Annotated in this window: 27 protein-coding genes; 13 read left to right on the plus strand and 14 right to left on the minus strand. The window is 62.7% G+C overall.

Features of this window, described 5'->3' with window-relative positions:
* The first annotated feature begins 114 nt into the window (after positions 1-114).
* Positions 115-321, plus strand: a complete 207-nt coding sequence (locus IQ26_RS06505) for a type II toxin-antitoxin system HicB family antitoxin (protein WP_024504399.1) — start codon at positions 115-117, stop codon at positions 319-321.
* Positions 322-397: 76 nt separating this feature from the next.
* Here the strand turns inward: IQ26_RS06505 and IQ26_RS06510 are convergent, their stop codons facing one another.
* From IQ26_RS06510 to IQ26_RS06540, 7 genes are all read right to left on the minus strand, one after another.
* Entirely contained in the window at positions 398-2,596 is a 2,199-nt protein-coding gene (locus IQ26_RS06510) for an esterase-like activity of phytase family protein (RefSeq protein WP_145715035.1), read from the minus strand.
* A gap of 262 nt (positions 2,597-2,858) precedes the next feature.
* Entirely contained in the window at positions 2,859-3,875 is a 1,017-nt protein-coding gene (locus IQ26_RS06515; protein ID WP_145715037.1) for a glycoside hydrolase family 25 protein, read from the minus strand.
* A gap of 230 nt (positions 3,876-4,105) precedes the next feature.
* A complete protein-coding gene (locus tag IQ26_RS06520; RefSeq protein ID WP_145715039.1) occupies positions 4,106-4,327 on the minus strand; it encodes a hypothetical protein in 222 nt (73 codons plus the stop codon).
* A 122-nt stretch (positions 4,328-4,449) separates the two neighbouring features.
* The gene (locus IQ26_RS06525; RefSeq protein WP_145715041.1) at positions 4,450-4,848 is read right to left on the minus strand and encodes a GFA family protein; all 399 of its coding nucleotides are present in this window, start codon (positions 4,846-4,848) and stop codon (positions 4,450-4,452) included.
* A 211-nt stretch (positions 4,849-5,059) separates the two neighbouring features.
* Positions 5,060-6,016, minus strand: a complete 957-nt coding sequence (locus IQ26_RS06530; protein WP_145715043.1) for an alpha/beta fold hydrolase — start codon at positions 6,014-6,016, stop codon at positions 5,060-5,062.
* A 26-nt stretch (positions 6,017-6,042) separates the two neighbouring features.
* Positions 6,043-6,528 carry an SRPBCC family protein gene (locus IQ26_RS06535; protein WP_145715045.1) on the minus strand — a complete coding sequence of 162 codons (486 nt, stop codon included), beginning with the start codon at positions 6,526-6,528 and terminating at the stop codon, positions 6,043-6,045.
* A 139-nt stretch (positions 6,529-6,667) separates the two neighbouring features.
* A complete protein-coding gene (locus IQ26_RS06540) occupies positions 6,668-6,916 on the minus strand; it encodes a ParB N-terminal domain-containing protein (RefSeq protein WP_145715047.1) in 249 nt (82 codons plus the stop codon).
* A 214-nt stretch (positions 6,917-7,130) separates the two neighbouring features.
* Between IQ26_RS06540 and IQ26_RS06545 the strand changes: the two genes are divergently transcribed.
* Positions 7,131-7,547: an acyl-CoA thioesterase gene (locus tag IQ26_RS06545; protein WP_145715049.1), complete on the plus strand. Its 417-nt coding sequence runs from the start codon at positions 7,131-7,133 to the stop codon at positions 7,545-7,547.
* Between the two features lie 25 nt (positions 7,548-7,572).
* On the opposite strand, the gene IQ26_RS06550 is transcribed toward IQ26_RS06545, so the two are convergent.
* Complete coding sequence (locus IQ26_RS06550) at positions 7,573-8,532, minus strand: LysR family transcriptional regulator (RefSeq protein WP_145715051.1); 960 nt, start codon at positions 8,530-8,532, stop codon at positions 7,573-7,575.
* A 136-nt stretch (positions 8,533-8,668) separates the two neighbouring features.
* Here IQ26_RS06550 and IQ26_RS06555 point away from each other — a divergent pair, with 136 nt between their 5' ends.
* From IQ26_RS06555 to IQ26_RS06600, 9 genes are all read left to right on the plus strand, one after another.
* Positions 8,669-9,448, plus strand: coding sequence for an ABC transporter substrate-binding protein (locus IQ26_RS06555; RefSeq protein ID WP_145715053.1), 780 nt, complete (start codon positions 8,669-8,671; stop codon positions 9,446-9,448).
* A gap of 71 nt (positions 9,449-9,519) precedes the next feature.
* Positions 9,520-10,167 carry an amino acid ABC transporter permease gene (locus IQ26_RS06560; RefSeq protein WP_145715055.1) on the plus strand — a complete coding sequence of 216 codons (648 nt, stop codon included), beginning with the start codon at positions 9,520-9,522 and terminating at the stop codon, positions 10,165-10,167.
* A 12-nt stretch (positions 10,168-10,179) separates the two neighbouring features.
* Complete coding sequence (locus IQ26_RS06565) at positions 10,180-10,839, plus strand: amino acid ABC transporter permease (RefSeq protein ID WP_145715057.1); 660 nt, start codon at positions 10,180-10,182, stop codon at positions 10,837-10,839.
* Complete coding sequence (locus tag IQ26_RS06570; RefSeq protein WP_145715059.1) at positions 10,836-11,600, plus strand: amino acid ABC transporter ATP-binding protein; 765 nt, start codon at positions 10,836-10,838, stop codon at positions 11,598-11,600. The genes IQ26_RS06565 and IQ26_RS06570 overlap by 4 nt, the downstream gene beginning before the upstream one ends.
* A gap of 7 nt (positions 11,601-11,607) precedes the next feature.
* The gene (locus IQ26_RS06575; protein WP_145715061.1) at positions 11,608-13,248 is read left to right on the plus strand and encodes a N,N-dimethylformamidase beta subunit family domain-containing protein; all 1,641 of its coding nucleotides are present in this window, start codon (positions 11,608-11,610) and stop codon (positions 13,246-13,248) included.
* A 1-nt stretch (position 13,249) separates the two neighbouring features.
* Positions 13,250-14,629 carry an aminotransferase family protein gene (locus IQ26_RS06580; protein ID WP_145715063.1) on the plus strand — a complete coding sequence of 460 codons (1,380 nt, stop codon included), beginning with the start codon at positions 13,250-13,252 and terminating at the stop codon, positions 14,627-14,629.
* Positions 14,630-14,631: 2 nt separating this feature from the next.
* Complete coding sequence (gene kce / locus IQ26_RS06585; protein ID WP_145715066.1) at positions 14,632-15,558, plus strand: 3,5-dioxohexanoate:acetyl-CoA acetone transferase; 927 nt, start codon at positions 14,632-14,634, stop codon at positions 15,556-15,558.
* A gap of 192 nt (positions 15,559-15,750) precedes the next feature.
* Positions 15,751-16,263, plus strand: a complete 513-nt coding sequence (locus tag IQ26_RS06595; RefSeq protein ID WP_240547023.1) for a GNAT family N-acetyltransferase — start codon at positions 15,751-15,753, stop codon at positions 16,261-16,263.
* Positions 16,260-17,291: a histone deacetylase family protein gene (locus IQ26_RS06600; RefSeq protein ID WP_145715072.1), complete on the plus strand. Its 1,032-nt coding sequence runs from the start codon at positions 16,260-16,262 to the stop codon at positions 17,289-17,291. The genes IQ26_RS06595 and IQ26_RS06600 overlap by 4 nt, the downstream gene beginning before the upstream one ends.
* A gap of 18 nt (positions 17,292-17,309) precedes the next feature.
* Here IQ26_RS06600 and IQ26_RS06605 read toward each other — a convergent pair whose 3' ends face one another.
* Together IQ26_RS06605 and IQ26_RS06610 are read right to left on the minus strand one after the other, a co-directional pair.
* Complete coding sequence (locus IQ26_RS06605; protein WP_145715074.1) at positions 17,310-18,575, minus strand: cysteine desulfurase-like protein; 1,266 nt, start codon at positions 18,573-18,575, stop codon at positions 17,310-17,312.
* Between the two features lie 52 nt (positions 18,576-18,627).
* Complete coding sequence (locus IQ26_RS06610) at positions 18,628-19,695, minus strand: aldo/keto reductase (protein ID WP_145715076.1); 1,068 nt, start codon at positions 19,693-19,695, stop codon at positions 18,628-18,630.
* A gap of 241 nt (positions 19,696-19,936) precedes the next feature.
* Between IQ26_RS06610 and IQ26_RS39650 the strand changes: the two genes are divergently transcribed.
* Entirely contained in the window at positions 19,937-20,101 is a 165-nt protein-coding gene (locus IQ26_RS39650) for a hypothetical protein (RefSeq protein WP_145715078.1), read from the plus strand.
* A 50-nt stretch (positions 20,102-20,151) separates the two neighbouring features.
* Here IQ26_RS39650 and IQ26_RS06620 read toward each other — a convergent pair whose 3' ends face one another.
* Entirely contained in the window at positions 20,152-20,658 is a 507-nt protein-coding gene (locus IQ26_RS06620; protein ID WP_145715080.1) for a DUF1993 domain-containing protein, read from the minus strand.
* A gap of 126 nt (positions 20,659-20,784) precedes the next feature.
* Here IQ26_RS06620 and IQ26_RS06625 point away from each other — a divergent pair, with 126 nt between their 5' ends.
* The gene (locus IQ26_RS06625) at positions 20,785-21,834 is read left to right on the plus strand and encodes a DUF1176 domain-containing protein (protein WP_145715082.1); all 1,050 of its coding nucleotides are present in this window, start codon (positions 20,785-20,787) and stop codon (positions 21,832-21,834) included.
* Here the strand turns inward: IQ26_RS06625 and IQ26_RS06630 are convergent.
* From IQ26_RS06630 to IQ26_RS06640, 3 genes are all read right to left on the minus strand, one after another.
* Positions 21,831-22,682, minus strand: coding sequence for an alpha/beta hydrolase (locus IQ26_RS06630; RefSeq protein ID WP_145715084.1), 852 nt, complete (start codon positions 22,680-22,682; stop codon positions 21,831-21,833). The genes IQ26_RS06625 and IQ26_RS06630 overlap by 4 nt on opposite strands.
* A gap of 103 nt (positions 22,683-22,785) precedes the next feature.
* On the minus strand, positions 22,786-24,399 hold the full coding sequence (locus IQ26_RS06635) for an NTP transferase domain-containing protein (RefSeq protein ID WP_145715086.1): 1,614 nt from the start codon (positions 24,397-24,399) through the stop codon (positions 22,786-22,788).
* A complete protein-coding gene (locus IQ26_RS06640; protein WP_145715088.1) occupies positions 24,396-25,100 on the minus strand; it encodes an XdhC family protein in 705 nt (234 codons plus the stop codon). The genes IQ26_RS06635 and IQ26_RS06640 overlap by 4 nt, the downstream gene beginning before the upstream one ends.
* Between the last annotated feature and the right edge of the window lies 1 nt (position 25,101).

Raw genomic sequence — 25,101 nt, forward strand, 5'->3', positions numbered from 1 at the left:
GCTTAAATAATCACCCGGCAATGCTCCACCTTCTCCCCTCGTTGTGGAGAAGGTGAGCAGCACCGGGAACACTGAATAGCATCCTCAAGCAGTCCGGTTTAAAGGAGTGATGACATGCGTTACGCGGTGGTGATCGAAAAAGCTGGCAACAATTTTTCCGCTTATGTGCCGGATCTGCCCGGTTGCATCGCGACCGGTGCGACGGTGCCTGAGGTGGAAACCGAAATTCGCGATGCCATACGCTTTCATATCGAAGGCTTGCGTGCTGATGGGCTGGATGTGCCCAAAGGGGTCAGCCTGGCAGAATATGTAGAGGCGTAGAACCACGCCTTCCCTTCTCCCGTTCTTGTGGGAGAAGGGAAGAACTGCCCTCCCTCAACAAGGGAGGGAAACAGCCTCAGTTCACGGCGCTGATGTTGCCCAGGCGGAGAAACAGCGTTTCGCCGGAAGAATCGTCGACGCCGTCATTGTCGGTGGCGACGAAGATATCTCCGTTCTTGTCGATGGTGAAACCTTCGACCTTGTCGACGACATAGCCGTTGGTGGCTGATTTCAGATCGCCGATGATGTCGCGCACCAGCGTCTTTTCGACCAAGGGCAGTTCGCCACCGAGCTTGGCCGGTTTGAAGGCGTCGAGCGCCACCGAATAGACGCGCTTCACCTTGGCCAGGTCGCCGATCAAATTGTCGCGTTCGAGGATGTAGAGCTTGCCGTCATGCGCGGTGATCTCCGACAGCCCCATCCAGCCGGCTTCGGTCGCTTCGAGCGGGTAGCGCACCGCCGACCATTCCTTGGCCTTCGGCTTGTAGGCCAAAAGCTTGACCTGGCCCTTCGGGTCGTCGGCCCATTCGCGCTGCACGGCCATCACCAGCGTCAGCTCGTCGCCCTCGCCGACCGTGGTGATGCCTTCCAGACCGAAGCGGGTCTGGTGGGCGAGCAATTCTATCGGGAAGCCGATCTCCTGCTTGATCTCGCCCTTGTCGTTGACATGCAGGATGGCGTGCGGGACGAGCTTTGCCGGATCGCCTTCATTGGCCAGCCAGAAGCCGCCTTCACCGTCGGCGACAAGACCTTCGATGTCGAGCTTCTGTGCAGGGTGGCCGGCCCGCGTGACGATGGTCCTGCCGGTGATCAGCGCCGGGGTCTGCGTGGCATCGATCTCGAAGATCGAGGGCGCGTTGGCGTAGAACGAGTCCGAGGCCGCGAAGAGCTTGCCGGCCGCGTCGCCGGCCGCGAGCGCCGAAAGCGCACCCCAGCCGAGCGGCGTGCCGTCCGCCGTGAGCTTTGCCGTGATCATCGGGTAAGTGGCGGGACCCTCGGAGCGCTCGTAGATCATCACGTGCGAGCGGGCGAGCCCGTCCTCGACCAGGTCGGCCTCGTTGGCGGTGACCAGGAGATTGCGCGACGGGATCGCGACCAGGCCTTCCGGCCCGATGCCGGACGGCAGGATCTGGACAAACCGAGGCTCCGCACCCGTGTCCTTGTAGACGCCGACAACGGAGCCACGCTCGGAGGCGACGAAAATCAGTCTGTCTTCGCCGAAGGCGCCGGTATCGAGACCTTCCGGCTCGACGCCTTTCTTGTTGCGGTCGTCGGGATAATGGCCGGCATTGGCAACCTCGTACTCGAAGGACGGGCCGGATTCGTAGAGGACCTCACCCTTCTTATTGAAGATCGTGAAGCCGCGCGAGCCGCCCTTGTAGTCGCCTTCGTTGGCGACGACGAGACGGTCATTGTCGAGCCATTTCACGGCGTCGGGTTCGCGCGCGACGTTTTCCATTTTACCGTCGAAAGACAAGGCGCCGTTCTTCCTGGTGTCGATCTTGTCCAGCGTGACGGAGCCCGCGGAGAAGTGCGTGACGATCGCGCCGGTTTCGGCGTTGACGATGGCGATGTGATTGTTTTCCTGCAGCGTGACCGCGATCTCGCCGGCCTCGTTGAAGGCGACGAATTCCGGCTCCGGATCTTCCGCCGCGACTTCGGCAATGCCCGCCAGGTTGACGGTCTTCATCGTCGCGCAATCAGGCTGGCCTTCGGCAAGCGTGAAAATCTTGAGGTCGCCCGCCGGCAGCTGCGGAATGTCTCCGTCGTTTAGATCCTCGTCGCGCTCGTTCTCGATGGCGATGGCCAGGAACTTGCCGTCCTTGCTGAACGCCAGCGAGTCCGGCTGGCCGCCGAGGTCGCAGGTGCTTTCGATCGCCTTGGAGGCAAGGTCGATGACGGTGAGGTTGCCCGAAGGCTTGGATTTGCTCTCCGACGTGTTGACGCCGGCCAGCACCTTGCCGCCGATGGCCACGACCGAGGTCGGCTCGCCGTCGATCTTGACGATGCCGCCGGCCTTGGGCGCCTTGGGATCGGCGAGATCGATGAAGCCGACTGCACCGAGCGGGCTGTCGGAATAGACCAGCGTCATGCCGTCCTCGGTGGCCGTGATGATCTCGGACGACGTCGGCGTGGTCTTCTCGATGTCCGCCGGGAGGTTTCCGGCGACCGCGAAGCTCGCGACCCGGTTGAACATCATGTCGGCATGGGCCGGCAGCGAAACGGAGGCAGCAAGCGCTGCCGTCAGGACGAAAAGCGCGGAATGGCGGGGCACGGGTGGCGTCTCCTGTTCGAATGGAAGCCACCTGCTTTGGGGGAACGACATTTCAAAGCGATGACGGATCCATGACAGTTCCGCGACAGGCGCTCTGGGCCCGTCGATATTCACATCTGCCGGCCTGCAAATGGTGGCTTGTGCGGCCGCGCCGCCGCAGGCGCGAGCAGGAAGCTCCAGCCCCGGAAGACGGGCCGGATGAGCAGGCGAAGGTCGAGACATCCCGGCGTCACACGCGAGAAGAAGGAGGAAGGAGAGCTACCTACTCCGCCTCGGCCACCATCTGCCGCCCGCCAACCCAGTTCCGCCAGGCTCTCTCGTCGCCGTTGAAGACGTTGAGGTCGATGCGACCCTTCACGCCGTGCGACAGGCCGGAGCCGGAATACTGCCAGAACACCCATTTGCGGCCGGGATAGACCTTTGACGGGTGCCTTGCCACCGCGCGCAGCCAGAACGGATAATCGGGGAAAGCGCCACGTAGATTGTCGCGGTAGAAATCAGGCGCGGTGTAGATGATCGGGCGCTGGCCGTAGTGTCGCTCCAGCCTGTCCATGAAGACCTGCATCTTCTCCAGCACCTTTTGCCGGGACGGCCGCCGCTTGCATCTCGACTCGCCGTTCCACTCGACATCGATCACCGGCGGCAAGGCGCCCTCGACCCTCGGCACGTTGCGGATGAACCAGTCGGCCTGCTCGCTGGCGATGCGGCACCAGTAGAAGAAATGGTAGGCGCCGCGCTTCAGGCCGGCGGCATCGGCATTGCGCCAGTTCTTCCTGAACATCGGGTCGAGGTGGTCACCGCCGTCGGTCGCCTTGATATAGGCGAAGTTCGCGCCCTGCGCGCGCAGCTTGTTCCAGTTGACGTTGCCCTGCCAGCGCGAGACGTCGACGCCGTGAACGGCGAGATGTCTCGGCGATGCCTTGCCGAAATTGATCGGCTTGGCGTCACGAAAACGATAGCGCTGGACCGGCTCGGCAAGGATTGCTGCCGCCCGTGCCGGCCGCTCCGGCGCCACCAGGGCAATTGGCTCGGCGGGTGGTTCGATGCGTTCCGCAGGCTCCGGTGCGGCCATCGCCACGGTCTGCTCCATCGCCTCTTCCTGCGCGAAGACGGGTACGGCATCGGCCGTACCGACCGAGGCCACCGGCGCGGGCGGCCGCACAACCGAGCTGGTCGTCTCGCTGGACGGTATTTGCAGCGCATCGACGCCGGACGTGGACGTGCAGCCGGCGAGGCACAGGGATGCGATCGAGAAGATGACGACGCCTGGTAACCGCATCTGGACCTGTACGCAAAACACAACAGACCGATGGCAAGACAACGCCGCCGGACAAACCAGTCCAGATTACTAATGGGAAATTACCAACAAAGGTTGAATCAAATTGTTAGGGACTCTTCATCGAAACGTCAGGCGCCCCCGGGTGACGCCAATCTCCCCACCGGTGGGGAGATGTCCGGCAGGACAGGCGGAGGTACGAAGGATCGCTGACCCCTGTCAGGCACCGCCGCCTAGCTGCACAACCATAGCTTGTCGCAGGTCTTGGCTATCATGTGGGCCGGGGGCACAAAGCGATCGCTGAGGGGGCTGACCGGCGCATCATCTTCCGCCCGGCGAACCTTTTCTTCGAGCATCGTGCGAAGCTCGGCCGGCTGCACGCGATCGCGTTCCATCACGAGCTTGACCATCGGATCGCTCAAAAGCTCGTCCAGGGTGTTGATTCTGTCATTCATCCGTCGCCTCCTCGACTGCCGGCCCGCACGCAATAGATAGGTGGCAATGATGGCTCACCAATGACGCTTTGTCGGCTATCTCGTGTCCCGGATGAAAAAAATTGGGCGCGCCTTGCTGCGCTTCAGTTCGGCGGCGGGGCGCCTTCATATTGCGGCAGTCCGTCGTCGAGCTGTACCCAGGGTTGCCTCGAGGCGGTCCACATATGCATCTGCGGCTTGAACATCGAAGGGTCGTCGAGCGAGCCTGAGGTGATGCCGATGATGCCGGCGGAATCGCGCCGGGAGAACATCGTCGTGCCGCAGCCCGGGCAGAAGCCGCGCTTGAGATCGGGCGAGGAATTCACCGTCGCCACCGGCCCATCGATGGTCACGTCGTCGATGCGGAACAGCCCGCGTGCGTTGAACGCCGCGCCCAGTGCCTTCTGGCAAAGCCGGCAATGGCAGACGCGCTCGTTGATCGGTGCGACATCGGTGCGGTAGCGTACCGCTCCGCACAGGCAGCCACCCTGATATTTCGCCATACCTGCGGCCCTTCTGAAGACTTGCGGCAAGGTAGCGGCAAGCATGGCAGGGTCAATTGAAAAGCTTTGATGACGCCATCTGTTAGCGTGATGCTGCAGGCGGGACTTGCGGTTTCAGCAGCCGCGCCCTTGCCGTTCTCGTCAGGCGCGACGCGCAATAAGCGTCGCCGGCCATCTCACCGAGACGGCCGGCAGGCAGGGTGTCGGGCGGTCAGTTCGTTTCGTTGACGATCTCGTCCCAGGTCTTGACCTTGGTCTCGCCATTCAGGAAGGGCAGCGCTGTGGCCACAAGTTCCGGGGCGAAGAACATGTCGTAGTGGGTGCGGTTCGGCAGGATGGCAAGGCGGTTCTGCGACATGTTCTCGCGCATCCAGCCGGCGTCCTTCAACCCGCCGCCCAGCATTTGATAGAATTTGATCTCGTGCTCGGGCCGGTACATGTCGCTGTCGCCGAAAGCCAGCATGACAGGCATCTTCAGCTTCGGCACATCGGCGGAGTAATCGTAGTCCTTGCGCATGTAGGCACCGAGCTGATTGAGCAGCTTCGGAAAATCCTGCGGATGCGGTGCGACCGCCACGTAGGATTTGTACATTGGCGTGTCCTTCATCATGTCGGCCATCGCCGCGCCAACCTGCGCCTGCTGGGCGCGCATGTCGGCATAGAAACCGTCCGAGGCATAGCCCGCCGACACCAGCACCAGGCGACGCACGGCCTCGGGATGCTGGACCGCCATTCGGAAGGCGACACCGCCGCCCAGCGAATAACCCATGACGTCAACCTGCTCATAGCCGAGCGCCTTGACGATCGCCGCCATATCGTCGCCCATCGCCTCAAGGCTCAGTGGCCGGTCGCCGAGCGCGGTGCGGCCATGCCCCTGCAGGTCGACGCCGATGACGGTGCGGTTTTCGGCAAACTTCGGCAAGATCGGCGCAAACATATCGGTGGTGCCGAGCCCGCCATGCAGGAGAAGCAGCGGCTCGCCCTGGCCATGGACGGCGTAATAGTAATTCAGGCCGTTGATCGGCAGCAGGCCGGATTTAGCCGGCTTCGGCAGGTCCGTCGTTTCGGCGGCCATGGCAGGCTTTGCCTCCTCGGCGGTCATGGAGCCCGGCGCGGCGAAGAGCGCTGCAGCCGAGGCGAAAATGGCGAAAAGCATCGATCTGGACATGTCGGTCTCCTTGCGTTCCGCTGATATCAAAGCCCCTTGGCGATTTCCTCGAGCTGGTCGGCGCACTGGCCCCAGCCCTCGTGAAAGCCCATCTTCTCGTGCTCTTCGCGATCGGCGACGGACCAATGCGCAATCCGGGCGATATAGCGGGTCTTGCCCTCGCCCTCATCCTCGAAGGTCAGCACGACCGTCATGAACGGCTTTTCGGACGGCTCCCACGCCTTTGTATAGGCGTCGGTGAGAACGATCTTCTTGCCCGGTACGACTTCAAGGAACACGCCGGGATTCGGGAATTCATTGCCGTCGGGCCCCGCCATGACGACCAGGCTGGAGCCGCCGGTGCGCACGTCCATTTCGGCGCGCGGCGTCGTCCACGGCTTTGGAGCGAACCATTGAGTCACGAGCTTTGGCTCGGTCCAGCAGCGATAGACGTTCTCGCGCGGCGCATCGATGATGCGGGCAAGAACCAGTTCACGGTCGGAGCTGGGGGCGATGTCGAGCTTGGTGGTCATGGTGGTCCTCACTTGCTTGCAAAAAAGTTGGCTTGAATTCTGGTTTCCGTCTCAAGGACGAGCGGGCAACGCGCAGCCCGACACGGTCCCGCGAAAAAACTTCGCCAGGCCTATTCAGGCGGACGGCTGAATGAAGAAACTAGTGGCGCTTGGCTTGCACCAGATAGGCGTCGATGTCGGTCTCGCCGAGCCACTTCGCCGCTTCCAGCCGGTGCAGGCCTTCGACCAGGATATGGCGCTTGCCGTCATGGCGCACCTGGATCGGCGTCTTCATGCCGTTCTCCAGAATGTCCTCGGCCAGATGGCGGACGGTTTCGGGATGCAGCGTCTTCCTGCGCGCGGCCGGCACATAGATGTCGTCCACCCTGACCTTTTGCACTCTCAGCATCTCGGCTCCCGTGGCGGAAAACACAACCATAGTGAAGATAGTCCGTTTGGCGAAGGGGGCCAAATGCAGAGCTCGCCCGGTGGGGCCGAATGCCATTCGCAAGTGGAAGACAGCACGGGACGCTCGCCACACCGGTTTGCCTGGGGTCTCGCATTTCGATATTGCGTATCCGCGATCGTCAATGGCCTCCCCCCATGGTCACGGAATAGTCCTTATGAGCAAATCTCTCGTTACCTTCGTCGGCGTGGCTCACCCCTGGATGTGCGACGTCATGGGACACATGAACGTGCGTCACTACGCGGCGATGTTCGACGACGCCAGCTTCCAGATTCTCGGGCATATTGCCGGGAAGGATGGCGGGGAAGCATCGAGGATTGGCTGGGCCGATGTTCGCACGGAGATAGACTACCGGCATGAAACCAAAGCGGGCTCGCTCATCACAATCCGCTCGCATGTCGTGAAGATCGGCCGAACCTCCGTGACCTTCGAGCAGGTGATGTCGGGGTCGATCGACGGGACCGTCCATGCGTCAAGCCGAACCACCAGCGTGCGCTTCGACCTTACCGCGCGCGCTTCCGTGGCTCTGGACGAGCCGATGCGGAACCGCGCATCGGCCTTCCTGATCGAATGAGGCAGCGGTCTCGGCCGGCGTGCGGTCAGCCGTCATAGATGCGTTCCTCGAGTGGCGTCTCGGAGATCAGCGTCTGCAACCCCGAAAGCAGGGCCTTTTCGGCGCGATTCATCGCCTTTTCCGGATTGACCAGCAGGAAGATGTCGATGGCGGGCGGTGCGTCATAAGGCGGTAGCCGCCACAGCGTTCCGTCCGCCACATCGCGCCGCGCCACATGCAGCGGCAGCGGGCCGATACCAAGCCCGGCAACAATCATGCGCCGCACTTCTTCCAGGCTCGACGACACCCCCACGACATCGGCGTTGAGCCTGGCCTCGCTGCGCAGCAACGCGACCGGGCGCAATGCATCAGAGATGTGATCGGTCTGAAAGGAGACCGACGGCTCGCCCCTGAGATCGGCCAACGTCAAGCCGGCTCGCCCGTGGAACCTGTGCTCAGGTCCGCAAAAGAAGCCGAAGAACTCGCGATAGACCATCTGGTACTCAACCGCCGGATCGCGCTGACTGACCAGGCAAATGCCAAAGGAGGCCCGGCGCTCGCGTACCAGCTTGGTCACCTCGGCGCTGGGCGCCACCGATATGGTGATGGAGGCTCGCGGGTAATTGCTGTGGAATTGGGATAGCGCGCGATCGAACAGCGGCGAAACGACATGACTGGCGGTGGCGATCATGACATGGCCCGTGACGTCGTCGCTGACGCCGCGCATCAACAGAGGCAGTTGCGATATCGCGCCGAAGACCTCTATTCCCTGCTCGTAGATAAGCCGCCCGACTTCCGTCAGTTCGAAGCGCGTCGCGTCGCGCTCAACCAGCCGGCGCCCTACTCGATCCTCAAGCCGACGTAGCGCGTTGCTGACGCTCGGCTGCTTGAGGTTCAGCCGCTCGGCGGCGCGGGTGATGCTCTTTACCTCCGCGATGACCACGAAGGTGCGCAAAAGATTCCAGTCCAGGTCCCAGACCAGCCGTTCGGGGCGCGGCAAAGCCATTCTCAAAATCTATGCTCCCTATTTCCATTATCTATTTGCGTAATGTATCTGCGAAGGCAATGATAAAGTTGGAAAGCGTCCAAAACGCATCCCAACAACAATGTTACGCACTCATTCCAGAGGACAAGGAAATCAGATGAACAGAGTGTTTTCGAGCATCGCCGCGGCGACCCTTATGCTTGCGACCTTCACGGCGGCTTCGGCCAAGGCGGACGACCTCGAGAAGGTCAAGGCGGCTGGCGAACTGAAGATTTCCATGAGCGGCCAGTATCCTCCGTTCAATTTCGTCAACGACCAGAACGAGGTGGTCGGCTTCGACGCCGATATCGGCAAGGCGGTCGCCGAGCGGATCGGAGTTAAGGGCACCATCATCACCACTGCATGGGACGGGATCATCGCCGGGCTGATCGCCAGTAAGTACGACACCGTTGTCGGCTCGATGACCATCACACCCGAGCGTGAGAAGGTGGTCGATTTCGTCGGCCCGTACTACCACGCCGGCCGCGCGGTCTTCGTGAACGAGGCCTCCAAGGTGCAGAGCCTCGACGAGCTGAAGGGAAAGACCCTTGGCGTCACGCTCGGCGAGACGCATGAGAAGTGGGCGCGCGAACAGGGCGGCTGGGATCTCCGCACCTACAAGGGCTTGCCTGAACTCTTGCTGGAGTTGAAGGCTGGCCGTGTCGATGCCATTGTCGTCGACAATATTCCGGTCATGGTCGCCGTCAAGGAAACGGGCGAGAAGGTCCGCAAGCTCGATACGCCTGATATCGAAGGCGGCAGCGTCGCCATCGGGATCGCCATACGCAAGGACAATCCGGAGCTGAAGGCTGCCATGCAGAAAGCGCTGGACGAGATGATGGCGGACGGCACCTATGAGAAGATCTCGATGGAATGGGTTGGCAGCGACATCCGCTGATCCTGACCCAGCCATGGTCCTGCCGCCTGAAGAGCGGCTGAGATCGCGCGTCACTCCTGCTGGATGTCGGAATGGATTTCTCCCTGATGCAGCGTGTCTTCCCGTTTTTCGTGGAAGCCGCTTTTGTGACCATCGAGATTACGGCGCTGGCCCTGGTTCTGGGTCTCGTGGCCGCGGCACTGGCTGCGGCCGCCAAAATGTCGAGATCAGCTCCCCTGCGGACAATCGGAACTCTCTATGTCAGCCTCTTTCGCGGCACGCCCTGCCTGATCCAACTTTTCGTGCTTTATTTCGGTGGTCCACAGGTAGGCATCAATCTCGAGCCGTTTGCGGCCGGCGTCATCGGCCTCGGCCTTAACATCGGCGCCTATATGGCAGAATCGATCCGCGGTGCGCTGGTTGCCGTCGACCGGGGCCAGATCGAGGCTGCGCGCACAATCGGCTTCAGCCGTTTCCAGACGCTGCGCAAGGTCGTGCTGCCGCAGGCTGCAAGGCTGATGATCCGTCCGCTCGGGGTCAACACGGTCGCCTTGTTGAAGGGATCCGCACTCGTGTCCACCATTTCAGTCGTGGAACTTACCTATACGGCCCAGCGCTTCATCGGCTCCACCTACAAGCCGTTCGAGATCTTCGGCATCGCAGCGCTGCTCTACATGATCATGGTCTACGCCGTCGCCCGGGTCGTGGATATGCTCGACAAGCGCTTCGCAATCGTCTGACCGGAGAGCAGGATGCAAGGTCTCGATTTCTCCGTCGTCGCCCCCTATGTCGACATACTGCTGATGGGGACCTGGTGGACGGCTATTCTGACCGTGTCGGCAGGCGCGCTCAGCTTCGTCGGCGGCATCATCTTCGCCGTCGTCGTGCTCTATGCGCCGGCAATCGTCGCCTATCCCGTGCGGCTCTTCATGTGGGTGTTCATGGGCACGCCGCTGCTGCTGCAGCTGTTCCTGATCTATTTCGGCCTCGTGCAGATCGGCATCGACATTCCCGCGCTTGTCGCCGGGATTGTCGGCCTTGGCCTGCATTTTGCCGTCTACAATGCCGACGTTTTGCGCGCCGGTATCGTCGCGGTTGATTTCGGCCAGACGGAAGGCGCTCGCAGCATCGGCTTCGGCAAGTGGCAGACGCTGCGCTACGTGGTGATACCGCAGGCCGTTCGCAACACCATTCCTCCGATCGGAGGCAACATGATTGCACTGTTGAAGGAATCCGCCATCGTTTCGGTCATCGGCATCGCTGAACTGGTCCATTCGGCCCAGTTGGCGATAAGCGAGACGTTCCGTCCGTTTGAATTCTACATTACCGCGGCCGCGCTCTATTACCTCTTGAACCTCGTCCTCGAGGCCGGTCTGCGCCGATTCGAAAGAAACGTGGAGATTTCTCGATGAGCATGCAGCGGCCGATGGTCGAGGTTCGCGGTGCACGCAAATCGTTCGGCGCCGCGGAAGTCCTCAAGGGCATAGACCTGTCGGTCGATCGCGGGCAGATCGTGGCGGTCATCGGACCGAGCGGCTCGGGCAAGAGCACGCTGCTGCGCTCCATTAACCATCTGGAGGCGCTGGACAGTGGCGAAGTCTGGCTCGACGGCATGCAGGTCAACCAGCCACTGCACGGCCAGGCCTTCGAACGGCATATCAACAAGGTGCGCCAGCAGATGGGCATGGTTTTTCAGCACTTCAACCTGTTCCCGCATCTGACTGTACTGGACAATATCACAATGGGACCGGTGATCCTGAAAGGCATGTCGAAGAGCGAAGCGCACGCGCTTGCGCATGGCCTCTTGTCCAAGGTTGGGCTGGCCGACAAGATCGATGCTTATCCCTCGCGGCTTTCAGGCGGCCAGAAGCAGCGCGTGGCCATTGCGCGCGCGCTCGCTATGCAGCCCAAGGTGATGCTGTTCGACGAGGCCACTTCGGCGCTCGACCCGGAACTCGTCGATGAGGTCAACGCGGTGATGAAAAAGCTCGCCGCCGAACACATGACCATGCTGATCGTCACGCATGAGATGCGCTTCGCCGGTGAAGTGGCCGACCGGGTGCTGTTCATGGACGGCGGCGTGGTTGTGGAGGAAGGTCCGCCGTCGGAAATGTTCCGCGCGCCGCAAAAGGAGCGGACACGCACGTTCCTGAAAAAATATCTTTCCGCGTGAGCCAACCATGAAAAGTACGATCGACAAGTTCCCCGATTTCGGTCTTACGCCCCACCAGCGCCGGCAAGCGGTGCGCGGCCATTATTACGAGTGGCCGGGGATGGATGGCGAGCGTGGCGAGATCTGGTGCTACAGCGACCGGTTTTCATACTGCCGGGGCGAGACGGTGACGCTGCATGTCAGCTCGACGGCCTCCAGCTTCAGTATGTCGATCGTCCGCGACGGCGGCACCGAAACGAAGGTGTTCGAGAAGGCTGATATCGCGGCGCGCTGGCAAGATACGCCCGACCAATGTTCGGTCGAGGGCTGCGGCTGGGACGCGTCGTTTGAATTCCGCGTCGGCGACAACTGGCCGTCCGGAGCCTACCGCGTCACGCTGACAGCGGACGGCCGCTACGGCAAGCCGATCCGCTGCCACCATCTTTTCATCGTCAGCCCGCAACCCGGCAAGAAACGCGGTCGTGTCCTGCAGCTCGCAGCCACGGGCACATGGCTTTCCTACAACACCTGGGGCGGCTCCAACCATTATCAGGGCATTACCGGCCCGAACCGCGACCAGTATGCGCCTGAAGTGTCGACGCAGCGGCCATGGTGCCGCGGCTTCGTCGTGCTGCCGAAGGAGGCGCCGCGCGTACCGCTCGAGGTTGCCGTGCCGCCCAGGACCGCACCGCGCTATCCGCATATGGAATGGGCCTTCGCCACCGGCCATTCGAAGAAATACGCCTCGTCCGGCTGGGCAAGCTATGACAGCCACTTTTTTCGCTTCGCCGAGCGTGCCGGCTATGCCGTCGACCTCGCCAGCCAGCACGATTTGCATTTCTCGCCCGAAATCCTCGACGGTTACGACTGCGTCGTCTTCGTCGGCCATGACGAATACTGGACCTGGGAGATGCGCGACGCGGTCGATGCCTATGTCTGGCGCGGTGGCCACGCGGCGCGCTTCGCCGGCAATTTCATGTGGCAGACCAGGCTGGAGGACGAGGGCCGCCGGCAGGTCTGCTATAAGTACCGCGCCCGTGCCGAGGATCCGGCCTATCGAGGCGGCGACGTGACCCGCGCCACGAATTCCTGGGAGGCACCGGAAATCGGCCGGCCGGGTTCGGCAACCTTCGGGCTCAACGCGACCAGGGGCGTCTATGCAGGCTGGGGCGGTTGCGCCCCGCGCGGCGTGCGCGGCTTCCCGGTCTACCGGCCGGGGCATTGGGCCTTCGCCGGCACGGGCATCTACTACGGCGACCTGCTCGGCGCCGACAGTCATGTCTATGGTTATGAGGTCGACGGGCTCGACTTTGAGACCCGTGGCGGCCTGCCCTACCCCACGCCCGACAGCGGCGCACCGGATGGGCTGCAAATTCTCGCCGTCGGCATGGCTGCCCAAGTCGAGGAGAGCGCCGACATCGCATTCGAGGACCAGTTTCTCGGCGATGCGGATGGTCGCTTTTCCGCCGAGACGCTGTTCGGCGAGGCGAGCGACGCCAATCTCGACAAGGTCAAGCGCGGCAACGGCATGATCGTCAATTTCCCGCGCGGCAAGGGCGAGGTGTTCCACGCCGGAAGCTGCGAATGGGTCGCCGGCCTGCTAAGGCAAGACGCGATGGTCGAGCGCGTCACCAAAAATGTTCTCGACCGTTATCTTGGAAAGCCCTGACATGCTGAAATCCCAGACCCCTGCACCGGATCCCGAGGCGCGCCCGCCATCGCACCTGTTCTATCTGTCCAGCCTGCGCCGGCCGCTGGTCGATCGCGCCGAAGGCATCTACATCTGGACGCAGGATGGTCGTCGCTTCATCGACGGATCGAGCGGACCGATGGTCGCCAATATCGGTCATTCTAACCGCAACGTGCTCGACGCGATGAAGCAGCAGATGGACCGCGCCACCTTCGCCTACCGGCTGCATTTCGAGAACGAGCCGGCCGAGGAACTCGCTCGGCAATTGGCCGCCAAACTCCCAGAAGGCATGGACCGGATCTTCTTCGTCTCCGGCGGTTCGGAAGCGACGGAATCCTGCGTCAAGCTGGCACGGCAATGGGCTGTCGCCACCGGCCAGGCCAGCCGCTGGAAAGTGATCACGCGTTTTCCCTCCTATCATGGCGGCACGCTCGGCGCGCTCGCCGTCACCGGCGACGACGCGCTGGCCGAGACTTTTGCGCCGATGATGCAGGTCATGCCGACCGTGCCGGCGCCTGCCGCCTGGCGCGACCGCGACAATCTCTCGATGGAACAGCGCGGTATCCGCCACGCTGACATGCTGGAGGAAAAAATCCTCGCCGAAGGGCCGGAAAGCGTGCTCGCCTTCATCATGGAGCCGGTCGGCGGAGCTGCCACGGCGGCGCTGGTGGCGCCGGACAGCTACTATCCGCGCATCCGCGAAATCTGCGACCGCTACGGCATCCTGCTCATCCATGACGAAGTGATGAGTGGTGCCGGCCGCACCGGAAAATTCCTCGGCGGCGATCACTGGAACTGCAGACCCGACATCGTCGCGCTGTCGAAGGGCCTGGGCTCTGGCTATGCGCCGCTCGGCGCGCTGGCGGCACCGATGCGGCTGGTGCAGCCGCTGCTCGCCTCCGGCGGGTTCCAGCATGGCCATACCTACGCCGGCAATCCGCTCGCCTGCGCCGCCGGGCTCGCCGTGCTTAGCGAAATGGACCGCCTCGACCTGATCGCCAATGCGGCTGACATGGGCGACCTTTTGATGGGCGAGCTGAAGGAACTGGCGAAGCGTTTTCCATTCATCGCCGACGTGCGCGGCAAGGGCCTGCTCCTAGGTGCCGAAATGGTCGCCGACCCCGACACGCTGAGGCCGATCGCACCGGCGAAGAAAGCCACCCAGCGGCTGCTCGACCTCGCCTATGAGAGAGGGCTGATCATCTATGGGCGCAAGGTCAAGGGTGGTGTCGACGGCGACAATTTCATGGTGGCGCCGCCGATGATCGTCACACAAGAGCAGATCGGCGAGATCGTCGCCATCATCGGCGACTCGCTTGAGATGCTGGCCGGCGAGCTCGACCTGCCGGTCGAAGGCTGAAAATGGCGCGAAAAGTCATCATCACCTGCGCCGTCACCGGGTCGGTGCACACGCCTTCGATGTCGCCGCATCTGCCGGTAACGCCGGACCAGATCGCCGCGGAGGCGATCACTGCTGCCGAAGCCGGCGCCTCGATCCTGCACCTTCACGCCCGCGATCCTAAGGACGGGCGGCCGACCGCAGACGCCGATGTGTTCATGCAGTTCCTGCCGCGCATCAAGCAAGCGACCGACGCGGTGATCAACATCACCACCGGCGGCTCCTCGCTGATGACGCTCGACCAGCGTCTGGCGGCACCGCTCAGGGCCGAGCCCGAAATGTGCTCGCTCAACATGGGTTCGATGAATTTCGCGCTGTTCCCGATGCTCGACCGGCCAAGAGAGTGGCAGCACGAGTGGGAACCCAAGCTGCTGGAAGCTACACGCGACACGATCTTCAAGAACACCTTCGCCGACATGGAAACCGTGCTCGACAGACTTGGAAAGGGCTGCGGCACACGCTTCGAATTCGAATGCTACGATGTCGGCCACCTCTATTCGCTGGCGCATTTTCGCGACCGGGGGCTGGTGTCGGGACCCATGTTCATTCAGTTCGTGTTCGGCATTCTGGGCGGTATCGGCGCCGACCCCGAGAACCTGATCCACATGAAGCGCATCGCCGACAAATTGTTCGGTGATAGCTACCAGTTTTCGGTGCTGGCCGCCGGGCGTCACCAGATGCCGATGATCTCGATCGCGGCGGCGATGGGCGGCAATGTCCGCGTCGGACTGGAGGACAGCCTCTATGACGGCCGCCAGCTGGCCAAGTCCAATGCCGACCAGGTGCGCCGTATCCGCAGCGTGCTCGATGGCCTGTCGCTGGACGTCGCCACGCCCGCCGAGGCGCGGGAGATGCTGGCGCTCAAGGGCGGCGATAGGGTAGCGTTCTGAGATGGTTGCTTTCCGTCCCACCCCCCTCTGGCCTGCCGGCCATCTCCCCCGCAAGGGGGGAGATCGGATACCACCCCGGCTTTCGCCAATCACCAACGTTGCAGGATGGGCAGTGAGATCGAAGCTGCCAATCTCCCCCCTTGGGGAGATGTCCGGCAGGACAGAGAGGGGTGCCCGGGCGCCTTGCCTGCAGTGAGCAAGCCATCAAAGATTCTCATCCGGCCCGGCACCGTCGAGGACGTCGAAACCATCCATGCCGCGATCCTGCGGCTTGGCGCCCATATCGGCGCGCATCAGGAAATCACCTCGACGGCCGAAGACCTCCGCACCTACGGCTTTGGCGAAAACCCCGCCTTCTCGACGCTGATTGCGGAAGTCGGCGGCGAGTTCGCCGGCCTGTGCCTGCATTTTCCGATCTTTTCGACCTGGCTCGGACGGCCCGGCGTCTACATCCAGGACCTCTATGTCGAAGACCGGTTTCGTGGCCACAAGATCGGCGAACGCCTGCTGCGGCGTGTCGCGCGAGAATGCCGGAAAGATGGCGGCGTCTACCTCAGGCTGTCCGTCGACACCGACAATGAAGCCGCCAAAGCATTCTACGACAGGCTGGGCATTGCCTGGTCGAGCTACGAGCAGGTGCAGAAAATTGTCGGCGAGGCCTTCTTCGCCTTCGCCGATGCGCCGGACGATGGGGAGCCAGGATGAAAGCCTTTTATGCCGAAGAACAGAAGCGACACGATCCCATGGCGTTCCTCTCCAGCGGTGCGCAGAAACCCAATCCGGAGAAGCCGGAACGTGTCGAACGGCTGCTCGCCGGCGCAAAGGCCGCCGGTTGCACGATCGAGCGGCCGAGGGATCATGGGCTCGGTCCGGTTGCGGCGGTCCATACGCCCGAATATCTCGATTTTCTCGAGCATATCTTCGCGCGCTGGCAGCGCATCGAGGGCGCCTCGGCGGAAGTGATCCCCAACATCCACCCGATTGCCCGGAACTGCTCCTATCCGGCCTCGGCGGTCGGCCAAGCCGGATACCATATGGCCGACACCGCTTGCCCGATCTCAGGCGAGACCTGGCAGAGCGCGCTGTGGAGCGCCTGGAGCGCGGTCGAGGCCGCCGAGGCCGTGATGATGTCGGGCGCGCCGGCTGCCTATGCGCTGTGCCGACCACCTGGCCATCACGCCTTTGCCGACGTCGCCGGCGGCTTCTGCTTCATCAACAATTCGGCGGTCGCGGCGCAGACCTTGCGCAGGCAATCAGCGCGGGTGGCGATCCTCGACATCGATCTGCATCACGGCAACGGCACGCAAGGCATTTTCTATGCGCGGCCGGACGTGCTCACCGTCTCGCTGCATGCCGACCCGGTGCGCTTCTATCCGTTCTTCTGGGGGCATGTCGACGAGCGCGGCGAAGGCGCCGGCCTCGGCTACAATCTCAACCTGCCGCTGCCACGCAAGTCCGGCGATGCCGCGTTCCTCGAAGCGCTGGCGGCAGCGTTCCAGCGCATCCGTGCCTTTGCGCCGGAAGCGCTGGTCGTGGCGCTTGGCCTCGACGCCTTCGAAGGCGATCCGTTTGGCGGGCTGTCGGTGACGACACCGGGCTTCTCGCGCATCGGCGAGGCCATCGCCGGCCTCAGCCTGCCGACGGTGATCGTCCAGGAAGGCGGCTATCTCTGCGACGAACTCGGCGACAATCTTACTGCCTTCCTCACCGGCTTCGGCGGCATAGAGCGGTAGCTTTCGTGGCTCGTCGCGTCAGGACCGCTGCTGTCGCAGCATCGCGATAACCCGATGCACGCTCTCCAGCGTCTCGTCGATCTCGGCAGCGGTATTGTAGTGGGCGATGCCGATGCGCACGACGCCTTGCTCGGCCGGAATGCCAAGCTGGTGGACGATCTCCCAGGCGTAGTTGTGGCCGGACCACAGGAAGATGTTTTCCGCATTCATCTGCCGCACGATCGTCTCCGGCGTCATGCCGTCGACGGTGAAGGAGACCGTCGGCACGCGCTCGCCGATACGCGCCGGATTGGTGATTCCGTGGATCGTCAGCCCCGAGATATCCGACAGGCCATCGATCAGCCTTTGCGCCAGCGGGTTTTCGTAAGCGATTGATCTTTCGAACGCTTTGGCGATCCTGACGCGGCGCGATCCGCCATCGGCTGCCGCAGTCCCCAGTTCCGCAAAATAATCGATCGCAGCCGTAAGTCCGGCCATCAGCTCGATCTGCGGCGTGCCAAGCTCGAACCGCTCTGGCAGAGCGTCGGACGAACAGCGGCATTTGTACGGTTTCAGAGCGTCGATGACATCCAGCCTGCCCCATAGGATGCCCATATGCGGGCCGAAGAATTTATAGGCCGAGCAGATCAGGAAATCACAGCCGATTTCCCTAACGTCGATCAGGCCGTGCGGCGCGAACTGCACGGCGTCGACATAGACCAGCGCGCCGGCCTGCTTGGCGATGCGGGTCAGCGCTTTCACCCGGTTGATCGAGCCGGTCAGATTGCTGGCATAGTTCAAGGCGACGAGCCGCGTCCTGTCGGTGAGCAACGCGGCAAGCGCCTTCTCCTCGATCTGCCAGCTCTGCTGGTCGAAGGGCAGCCAGCGCACGACGAGGCCAAGGTCTTCGGCCAGTTGCAGCCACGGCGACACATTGCCTTCGTGGTCCATGCGGGTGAGGATGATCTCGTCACCAGGTTTCATCGCGCGGCCGAGCGTGCGCGACATGTGGTAGGTCAGTGTCGTCATGTTGGCGCCGATGATGATTTCCTGCGGGCTCGCAGCACCGAGGAAATCGGCCATCGCCGCATGGGCGTCGTCGACGATCTGTTGCGCCGCGATCGTGGTTTCGAAGAAGCCGCCGAGATTGGCATTGGTGGTCAGCAGGCAGCGTGACACCGCGTCGGCGACCGCCTGCGGCACTTGCGTGCCGGCCGGATTGTCGAGGTAGATGCGGCGGCGACCCTTGTCGGTCAGCGACAGTGCCGGAAATTTCGCGCGCAAAGCCTCGATCGGAAAATTCACTTCTGATCCCTTCCCTTTATAATTATTTGATAATTTCGCTTCCTAGTATTGGTCACGGACACGGGTTGCCAACACGTTGGTGGATTGCATCGACCGCCTTCTGCATGTCCTCGGTCCAGACGACATCGGCGGAAGACAGCGCCATTTCGAGCTGTGCGATGGTCGTCGCACCGATAATACTCGAGGTGACGAAAGGCCGGCTCGCGACATAGGCGTTGGCGAACAGCGCCGGCTCCATACCGAAAGAGCGCGCCAACTCGTTGTACTCGAGCAGCGCTTCCGCGGCATTGGGCGTCTCGTAGCGCTGGCCGCGGTTGAAAAGCTGAGAACGCGAGCCCAGCGGCCGCGCGCCATGATCGTACTTGCCGCTCAGATAGCCTTGCGCCAACGGCGAATAGGCGAGCATGGAAACCTGTTCGCGCTCGCAGACCTCGGCGAGATTCACCTCGAAGGTGCGGTTGACGAAATTATAGGCGTTTTGCAACGACACCGGGCGCGGACCGAGGTCCTTGTCGGCTTCGGCGATGAACCGCATGACGCCCCATGAGCTCTCGTTCGAAAGACCGAAATAGCGGATCTTGCCTGCCTTCACCAGTTCGTCGAAGACGGCAAGCGTCTCGGCGATCGGCACCTCGTCGGCCGGCGCGCCGACGGAATCGGCTCGTAGCGCCACGGCACCGACGCGGTTCGGATTGGCGCCCCACGGCACGGCGCGCTCCGGCCAGTGGATCTGATAGAGATCGATGTAATCGGAGTTGAGCCTGGTCAGCGATTTTTCGACCGCATCGAAGATATCGGCGCGCACCAGCTTCGACGGGCGCCCGCCGCGGAACCATGTATTGGCGGTGCGACCAACTACCTTTGAGGCGAGGATCACTTGATCGCGATTGCGCTTCGCCTTCATCCAGCTGCCGATGATCGTCTCGGTCCGGCCTTGCGTTTCCGGCTTGGGCGGGATCGGGTAAAGCTCGGCAGTGTCGATGAAATTGACGCCGCGTGAAAAGGCCATGTCCATCTGGGCATGGCCGTCCGCTTCGGTATTCTGCTGGCCCCATGTCATCGATCCCAGGCAAATCTGGGAAACAAGAAGATCGGTCCGACCGAGGCGGCGTTTGTGCATGGAATTTGCTCCGGTGGGAATTTTATGCGGATGCGCGGGAGGAAGCTTCAGCATACAGGAAGACGCGGGCTGTCTCCAAGCCCGCTGCCAGTGGGCCAGCGACTTTTCCAGACGCCGAAGCAGGGGCGCTCGATGTGGTCAAAAATCAAAGTGGCATGGCTGCCATGCAAATGCTGCACTGCACAATTGTCATCATTTGCTTATATTGAGGCTTGGGGAGGACCAACCAGGGGCTTGAATCATGGGTTTCCTCACTGAAATGTTCACCCGTCCGCGTCCGCAGGAACATCTGCGTTACCGCGCGGCTCTGGCATTGCTTCATTCGATGAGCAATGCCGACCGTGCGGACATCGGCATCAAACCGGCCGACTTCCCGCGCGTCGCCCGCGAAATGTCCTCACGCTAGCCAGGTCGTGCGATATCCCGGCTCGACCGGGATATTGCCTCGCCAATTCTTCAACGCGATCCCATGAAAATCGCCTTGCTCAGCGGCACGCCATTGTGGCGCAGGATGTCGTAGGCGGTGGTCACGTGGAAATAGAAATTGGGCATGGCGAGATGCAGCAGATACTGCATGCCGGCCATCGAGAATTCGCGCTGACCGAGCTTCAGCTCGATCGTTCTGTTATCGGAGCCGTCCATATCGGCAGCCGAGAATGTCGCCAGATGGTCGACGGTCTTGGCGATGCGCGCCTGGAGATCGGCGAAGCTCGCCTCGTTGTCTTCGTATTTGGGCACCTCACGGCCAGCCAGCCGCGATGGCGCGCCCTTGGCGTGGTCGGTGGCGATCTGTACCTGCCTGGTCAGCGCGTACATGTCCGGCGCCAGTCTTGAGGTCAAGAACACCTGCGGATCGATCTTGCGGTCGAGCGCATTCTGCTCGGCGATGTTCAGTACGTTGGATAGCGCCTTCAACCTGGTCGAAAACACCGGCACGGATGCCTCGTACATCGATATGGTCACGTGAGTTTCTCCTGTTCGGCCGGAACATTGACGGCGGGAGGTAGCGCCTTCCCAAGCGATTCTTCAAGCGTCACCGCGTCGCCGCAATCGGTATGATAGAGTTTCCTCGTCAGGTGGAGATTCCCGATGAGACGCGCTTTCTTTGCAGCGACCGCTTTTTTCTCCCTTGCCGTGACAGGCCAATCAGTGCTCGCCGCCGAAGCGCCCTACATCGATGACAGATCGGACGCCGAAGTGGTCATCCGTTCGCTCTACAGCGCCATCAACCGGCAAGAATTCGCGCGCGCCTGGGATTATTTCGGCGACACCAAACCGGCAAAGGATTTCGATGCCTTCGTCAAGGGTTATGATGGGACCGACAAGGTCGAAGTCAAAACCGGCGGCGTGTCGGAAGACGGCGCGGCCGGCAGCATCTACTACAATGTCCCCGTCGCCATCCGGGCGACGGCGAAGGACGGCGCCGAACATGTCTTTGCCGGTTGCTACACGCTGCGCCAGATCAATGCCTCGATCCAGGAACCGCCGTTCCGCTCGATCTTCATCGACAAGGGCGCGCTGAAGCCGGCTAAGGTCGTTTTCGAGGACGCCGTACCGGAAAGCTGTGGCGACAGCCCGCCGCCGCCGAAGAAGGATGCGGCGCTGGGGCAGGCCAAGAAGGCGTTTGCGGCCACCTATGGCGAACAATGCGACAAGGAAATGCCTGGCGGCGATCCCTTGGGAGAGCCGGACACCTACTCCCTCCGCAACAAGGATGCCGGTGCGGCGAGCGACGAGCCCGAACGCGAGACGCGGCTGTTCCGCTTCTTCTGTTCGATGGCTGCCTACAATGAGAGTGCCGTCTACTACGTCTACGACGACGTATCAGGCGTCCGGCAGCTGCAGTTCGCCTCACCAGAGCTCGACATCCGGTATGAGAACAACAACAGCGAAGGCAAGGTCGAGGCGATCAACGTCATCGGCTTCCAGACCGACGACCAGCTGGTCAATTCCGGATATGACGACGCCACCAAGACGATCTCGTCCCTCAACAAGTGGCGCGGCGTCGGCGATGCCTCGTCGGCCGGCACCTATCTGTTCCGCCACGGCAATTTCTCGCTGGTGCAGTACGATGTCGATGCCTCCTATGACGGCGAGGTCAACCCGGAGACCGTGCTCGACTACAACACCGCGCCTTAAGGGACTTTCGACAACATCCAGTTGAGCGTGCCGCGCCAGTCCGCCATGCGGATCGGCGTGCCGTGCGTACCCGTCTCGAAGCGGACGAAGCGGGCCGGGTAGCCCTTCGATCTGGCGAGGATGGAGCGGAAGAAGGCTTCCTGTTTCTCGACTGGAAACACCGGATCCTTGCTGCCCTGGCCGAAGAAGACCGGAATACGCCGCTTGAAAGCCGGGCTCGAGAAGAAACTCTCATCCCACAGCGAGCCGAGCAGCAGCAACCCATCGATGCGGCCGCCCATATCCTTGCGGGCGGCGAGCTCCCAGCACAGCGCGCCGCCCATCGAGCCACAGGCAACGAATATCTTCGCGCCCGGCGATTGTTCGGCATAGTGGCCGATCAGCGCGGCGACCTGGGCCGCGCCGGTATCGCCGAAGTCGGAGAAGTCCGGCGACAGATAGAGGCCGCCATTACCGGCCATCAGGTTCTTGATGCGGTTGAAATTGCCGCCGAAGGTGAAGTCGTCGACACCCTGCTTTCTGCTGCCGCCCTGCCCGTGCAAATAGAGCACGATAATGCCGGCGCCTTGCGTGCGGCCGACGGCGACGTGGCGGATATTGCCGGCGCCGGTCTTTAGCAGCAAATCTTGCTGCACCTTGCGCACACCAGTGTCGACATACTGCGCATGCGCGCGCCGCTCCGGCACTTTGTCGCGGGCGTTGATGTCGCGCAACTCACGATAGTCGATGACCGTATAGGCGCCGTTGTCCTGGGAGGAGAGCGTGGCCGGATAGGCGAACAGATCATCCTTGAAAGGCTTTAGCGTGAGAACGTCGGCGTAAGCGGCAGAAGAAAAAAAGAAAAACATCGAAGTCAGAAGGGCGCAGGCCACCCTCTGGGGTGAATGCGCAAAGGCGGGCGGAAGGAAACGGAAAGCCATGCCAAAGGCATCGTTTTTCGGCCTCGGTTTGTCAATCCTGCAGCACGCCGCCGGCGCCTTCCAGCGCTTCGCGCGTATCGACATCGATGGACGCACCCTTGCCGATCTCGACATCGACGACATCGAGCCCCTCGGCCTCGACCAGATGGCGCGCGCCGGTATCGCCTTCGAGATGAGCGATCGCCGGAAACAGCGAACGCGGCAGCAGCACCGGGTTGCCGCGCTTTCCCGCATACGAGGCGCGCACGACCGATCGGCCTTCGGATTTGCGGAATGCATCGATCAGCCTGTCGAGGTCATTCGACGAGACGCCCGGCATGTCGCCAAGCACGATCATGGCGCCGGCAGCGTCGCCGGCAACAACCCGAGCGATGCCGGCCTTCAGCGACGAAGACAGGCCGTCAGCGAAATCCGGATTGTCGGCGAAGGTCACATCCAAGCCCGACAACGCCGCACGCACCCGTTCGCGCTGATGCCCGGTGACGACGACTGTGTCAGAGGCTTTCGAGCCGAGCGCGCGTTCGGCGGTGCGGCGGACCAGCGGCTTGCCGTCGAACAGCGCCAGCAGCTTGTTCGGCCCGCCCATGCGGCTGGAGCGGCCGGCGGCCAGCAGCACGACATCGACCTTCAACGCGGCCCTCGCCGGCAGCGGCTCGCGCGGCTGCGGCCGCGTCGGGATTTCCATCAACAGCCCGCCGACACCCATGCCGGCGATGTCCTTGGCCGTCACGTCGAGGCCGGCGATCAGCCGGTCGAGCACCCAGTCGAAGCCGTTCTCCTTGGGGCTGCGGGCGCAGCCCGGCGCGCCGATGACGCGCTTGCCACCAAGCGTGCCGAGCACCAGCAGGTTGCCGGGATCGACCGGCATGCCGGCACGGACGACGGTGCCGCCAGCCTTCTCGATCGCCGCCGGGACGACGTCACCAAAATCGCTCATCGCCGAGGCGCCGAAGATCACCACCATATCGTTGTCGCGCGCCAGCGCGGCCGCAGCGTCAGCCACGGACGCAATTTCGTGCGACGTTCGGCGCTCCGCCGTCAGCCGGCCGCCGGAGCGCGCCAGGCGGGCTTCGGTGACGCGCAACGTCTTGTCGAGCACGCTCGGCTTGATGCCAGGCAGAACCGTCTGGATGACGCCGACACGCACCGGCTGATAGGCATTGACGGCAAAGATCTCCCCGCCGGCGCAAATCCTTGCCACCGCATCGACCAGAGCGGAAGCAACGGCGAAGGGAATGATCTTCACCGTCGCGACCATCTGGCCTTTTTCGACCGGGGCATGCTGCGCCAGCGTGGCGATGGTGATGGTCGGATCGACGGCATTGATGGCGTCGATCATCGCCGAATCGACGGTGAATATGCCGGCGGCCCGGGCGTGGAGGTTGACCCGGCCGGTCGCGGCGGGCTTGGCCTCGATGTCGCGATGGATCATGCTTTCAGCGATCTTTTCGGCGGCGGCGTCCTCGCTCAAATCGTCGGGAGCAAGAACAGCCGCGACGACCTCCGAAATCCCCGCTGCCTTGAGCAAGGACACATCGTCGGCGCTCAGCCTGTGCGCCTTGCGGAACCGCCGTTCCCCGGCCGTGGTCGCGTGCGCCAGCACCGCGCCTTCGGCAGTGTCGATCGGGATCGAGCCGAATTTCACGCTGCAGCATCCCTGGTTTCCAGGCCACGCGAGCGAAAGGCCTGGATCGCCTGCGCGAGCACGGCGACTGCTATCTCGGCCGGGCTCGCGGCGCCGATGTCCAAGCCGATCGGCGCATGGATGCGGGCGATCTGGTCGGCGGTCGCGCCCAATGCCAGCAGGCGCTCGACGCGCTTCGCATGGGTCTTGCGGCTGCCGAGCGCCCCAACGTAGAAGCAGTTGGCGTCAAGCGCCGCCTTCAGCGCGAAATCGTCGATCTTCGGATCATGAGTGACGGCGGCCAGCGCCGTGTAGCTGTCGAGCGGTTGGCGCGCCAGCACATCCTCCGGCCATTCGGCATGCAGCGCGACGTCGGGAAAGCGGTCTGCGGTGGCAAAGGCGGTGCGCGGATCGATGATCTCGACGGGATAGCCGGCGATCCTGGCCATCGGCGCCAATGCCTGGCTGATATGAACGGCGCCGATCACCAACAGGCGCGGCTGCGGCAGATATGCGTTGAGAAAGAAGGTTCGCCCTTCCGCCTCGACCGACCCGGAATTGCCTGATCGAAACGCCTTCGCGATCGCAGCGCCCAATTCGCCGGCGACCTGATCGCCTTCGCGCACGATGCGATCGCGGCCGTCGTCGAGATCGGTGACCAGGATCGCCGCGCGGCGGGCGCGGCGCTCGGCGTTCAGCGTCTTCAGCGCATAAGGATCCATC

Source organism: Mesorhizobium tianshanense (genome assembly GCF_007830515.1).
Classification (GTDB): Bacteria; Pseudomonadota; Alphaproteobacteria; order Rhizobiales; family Rhizobiaceae; genus Mesorhizobium; species Mesorhizobium tianshanense.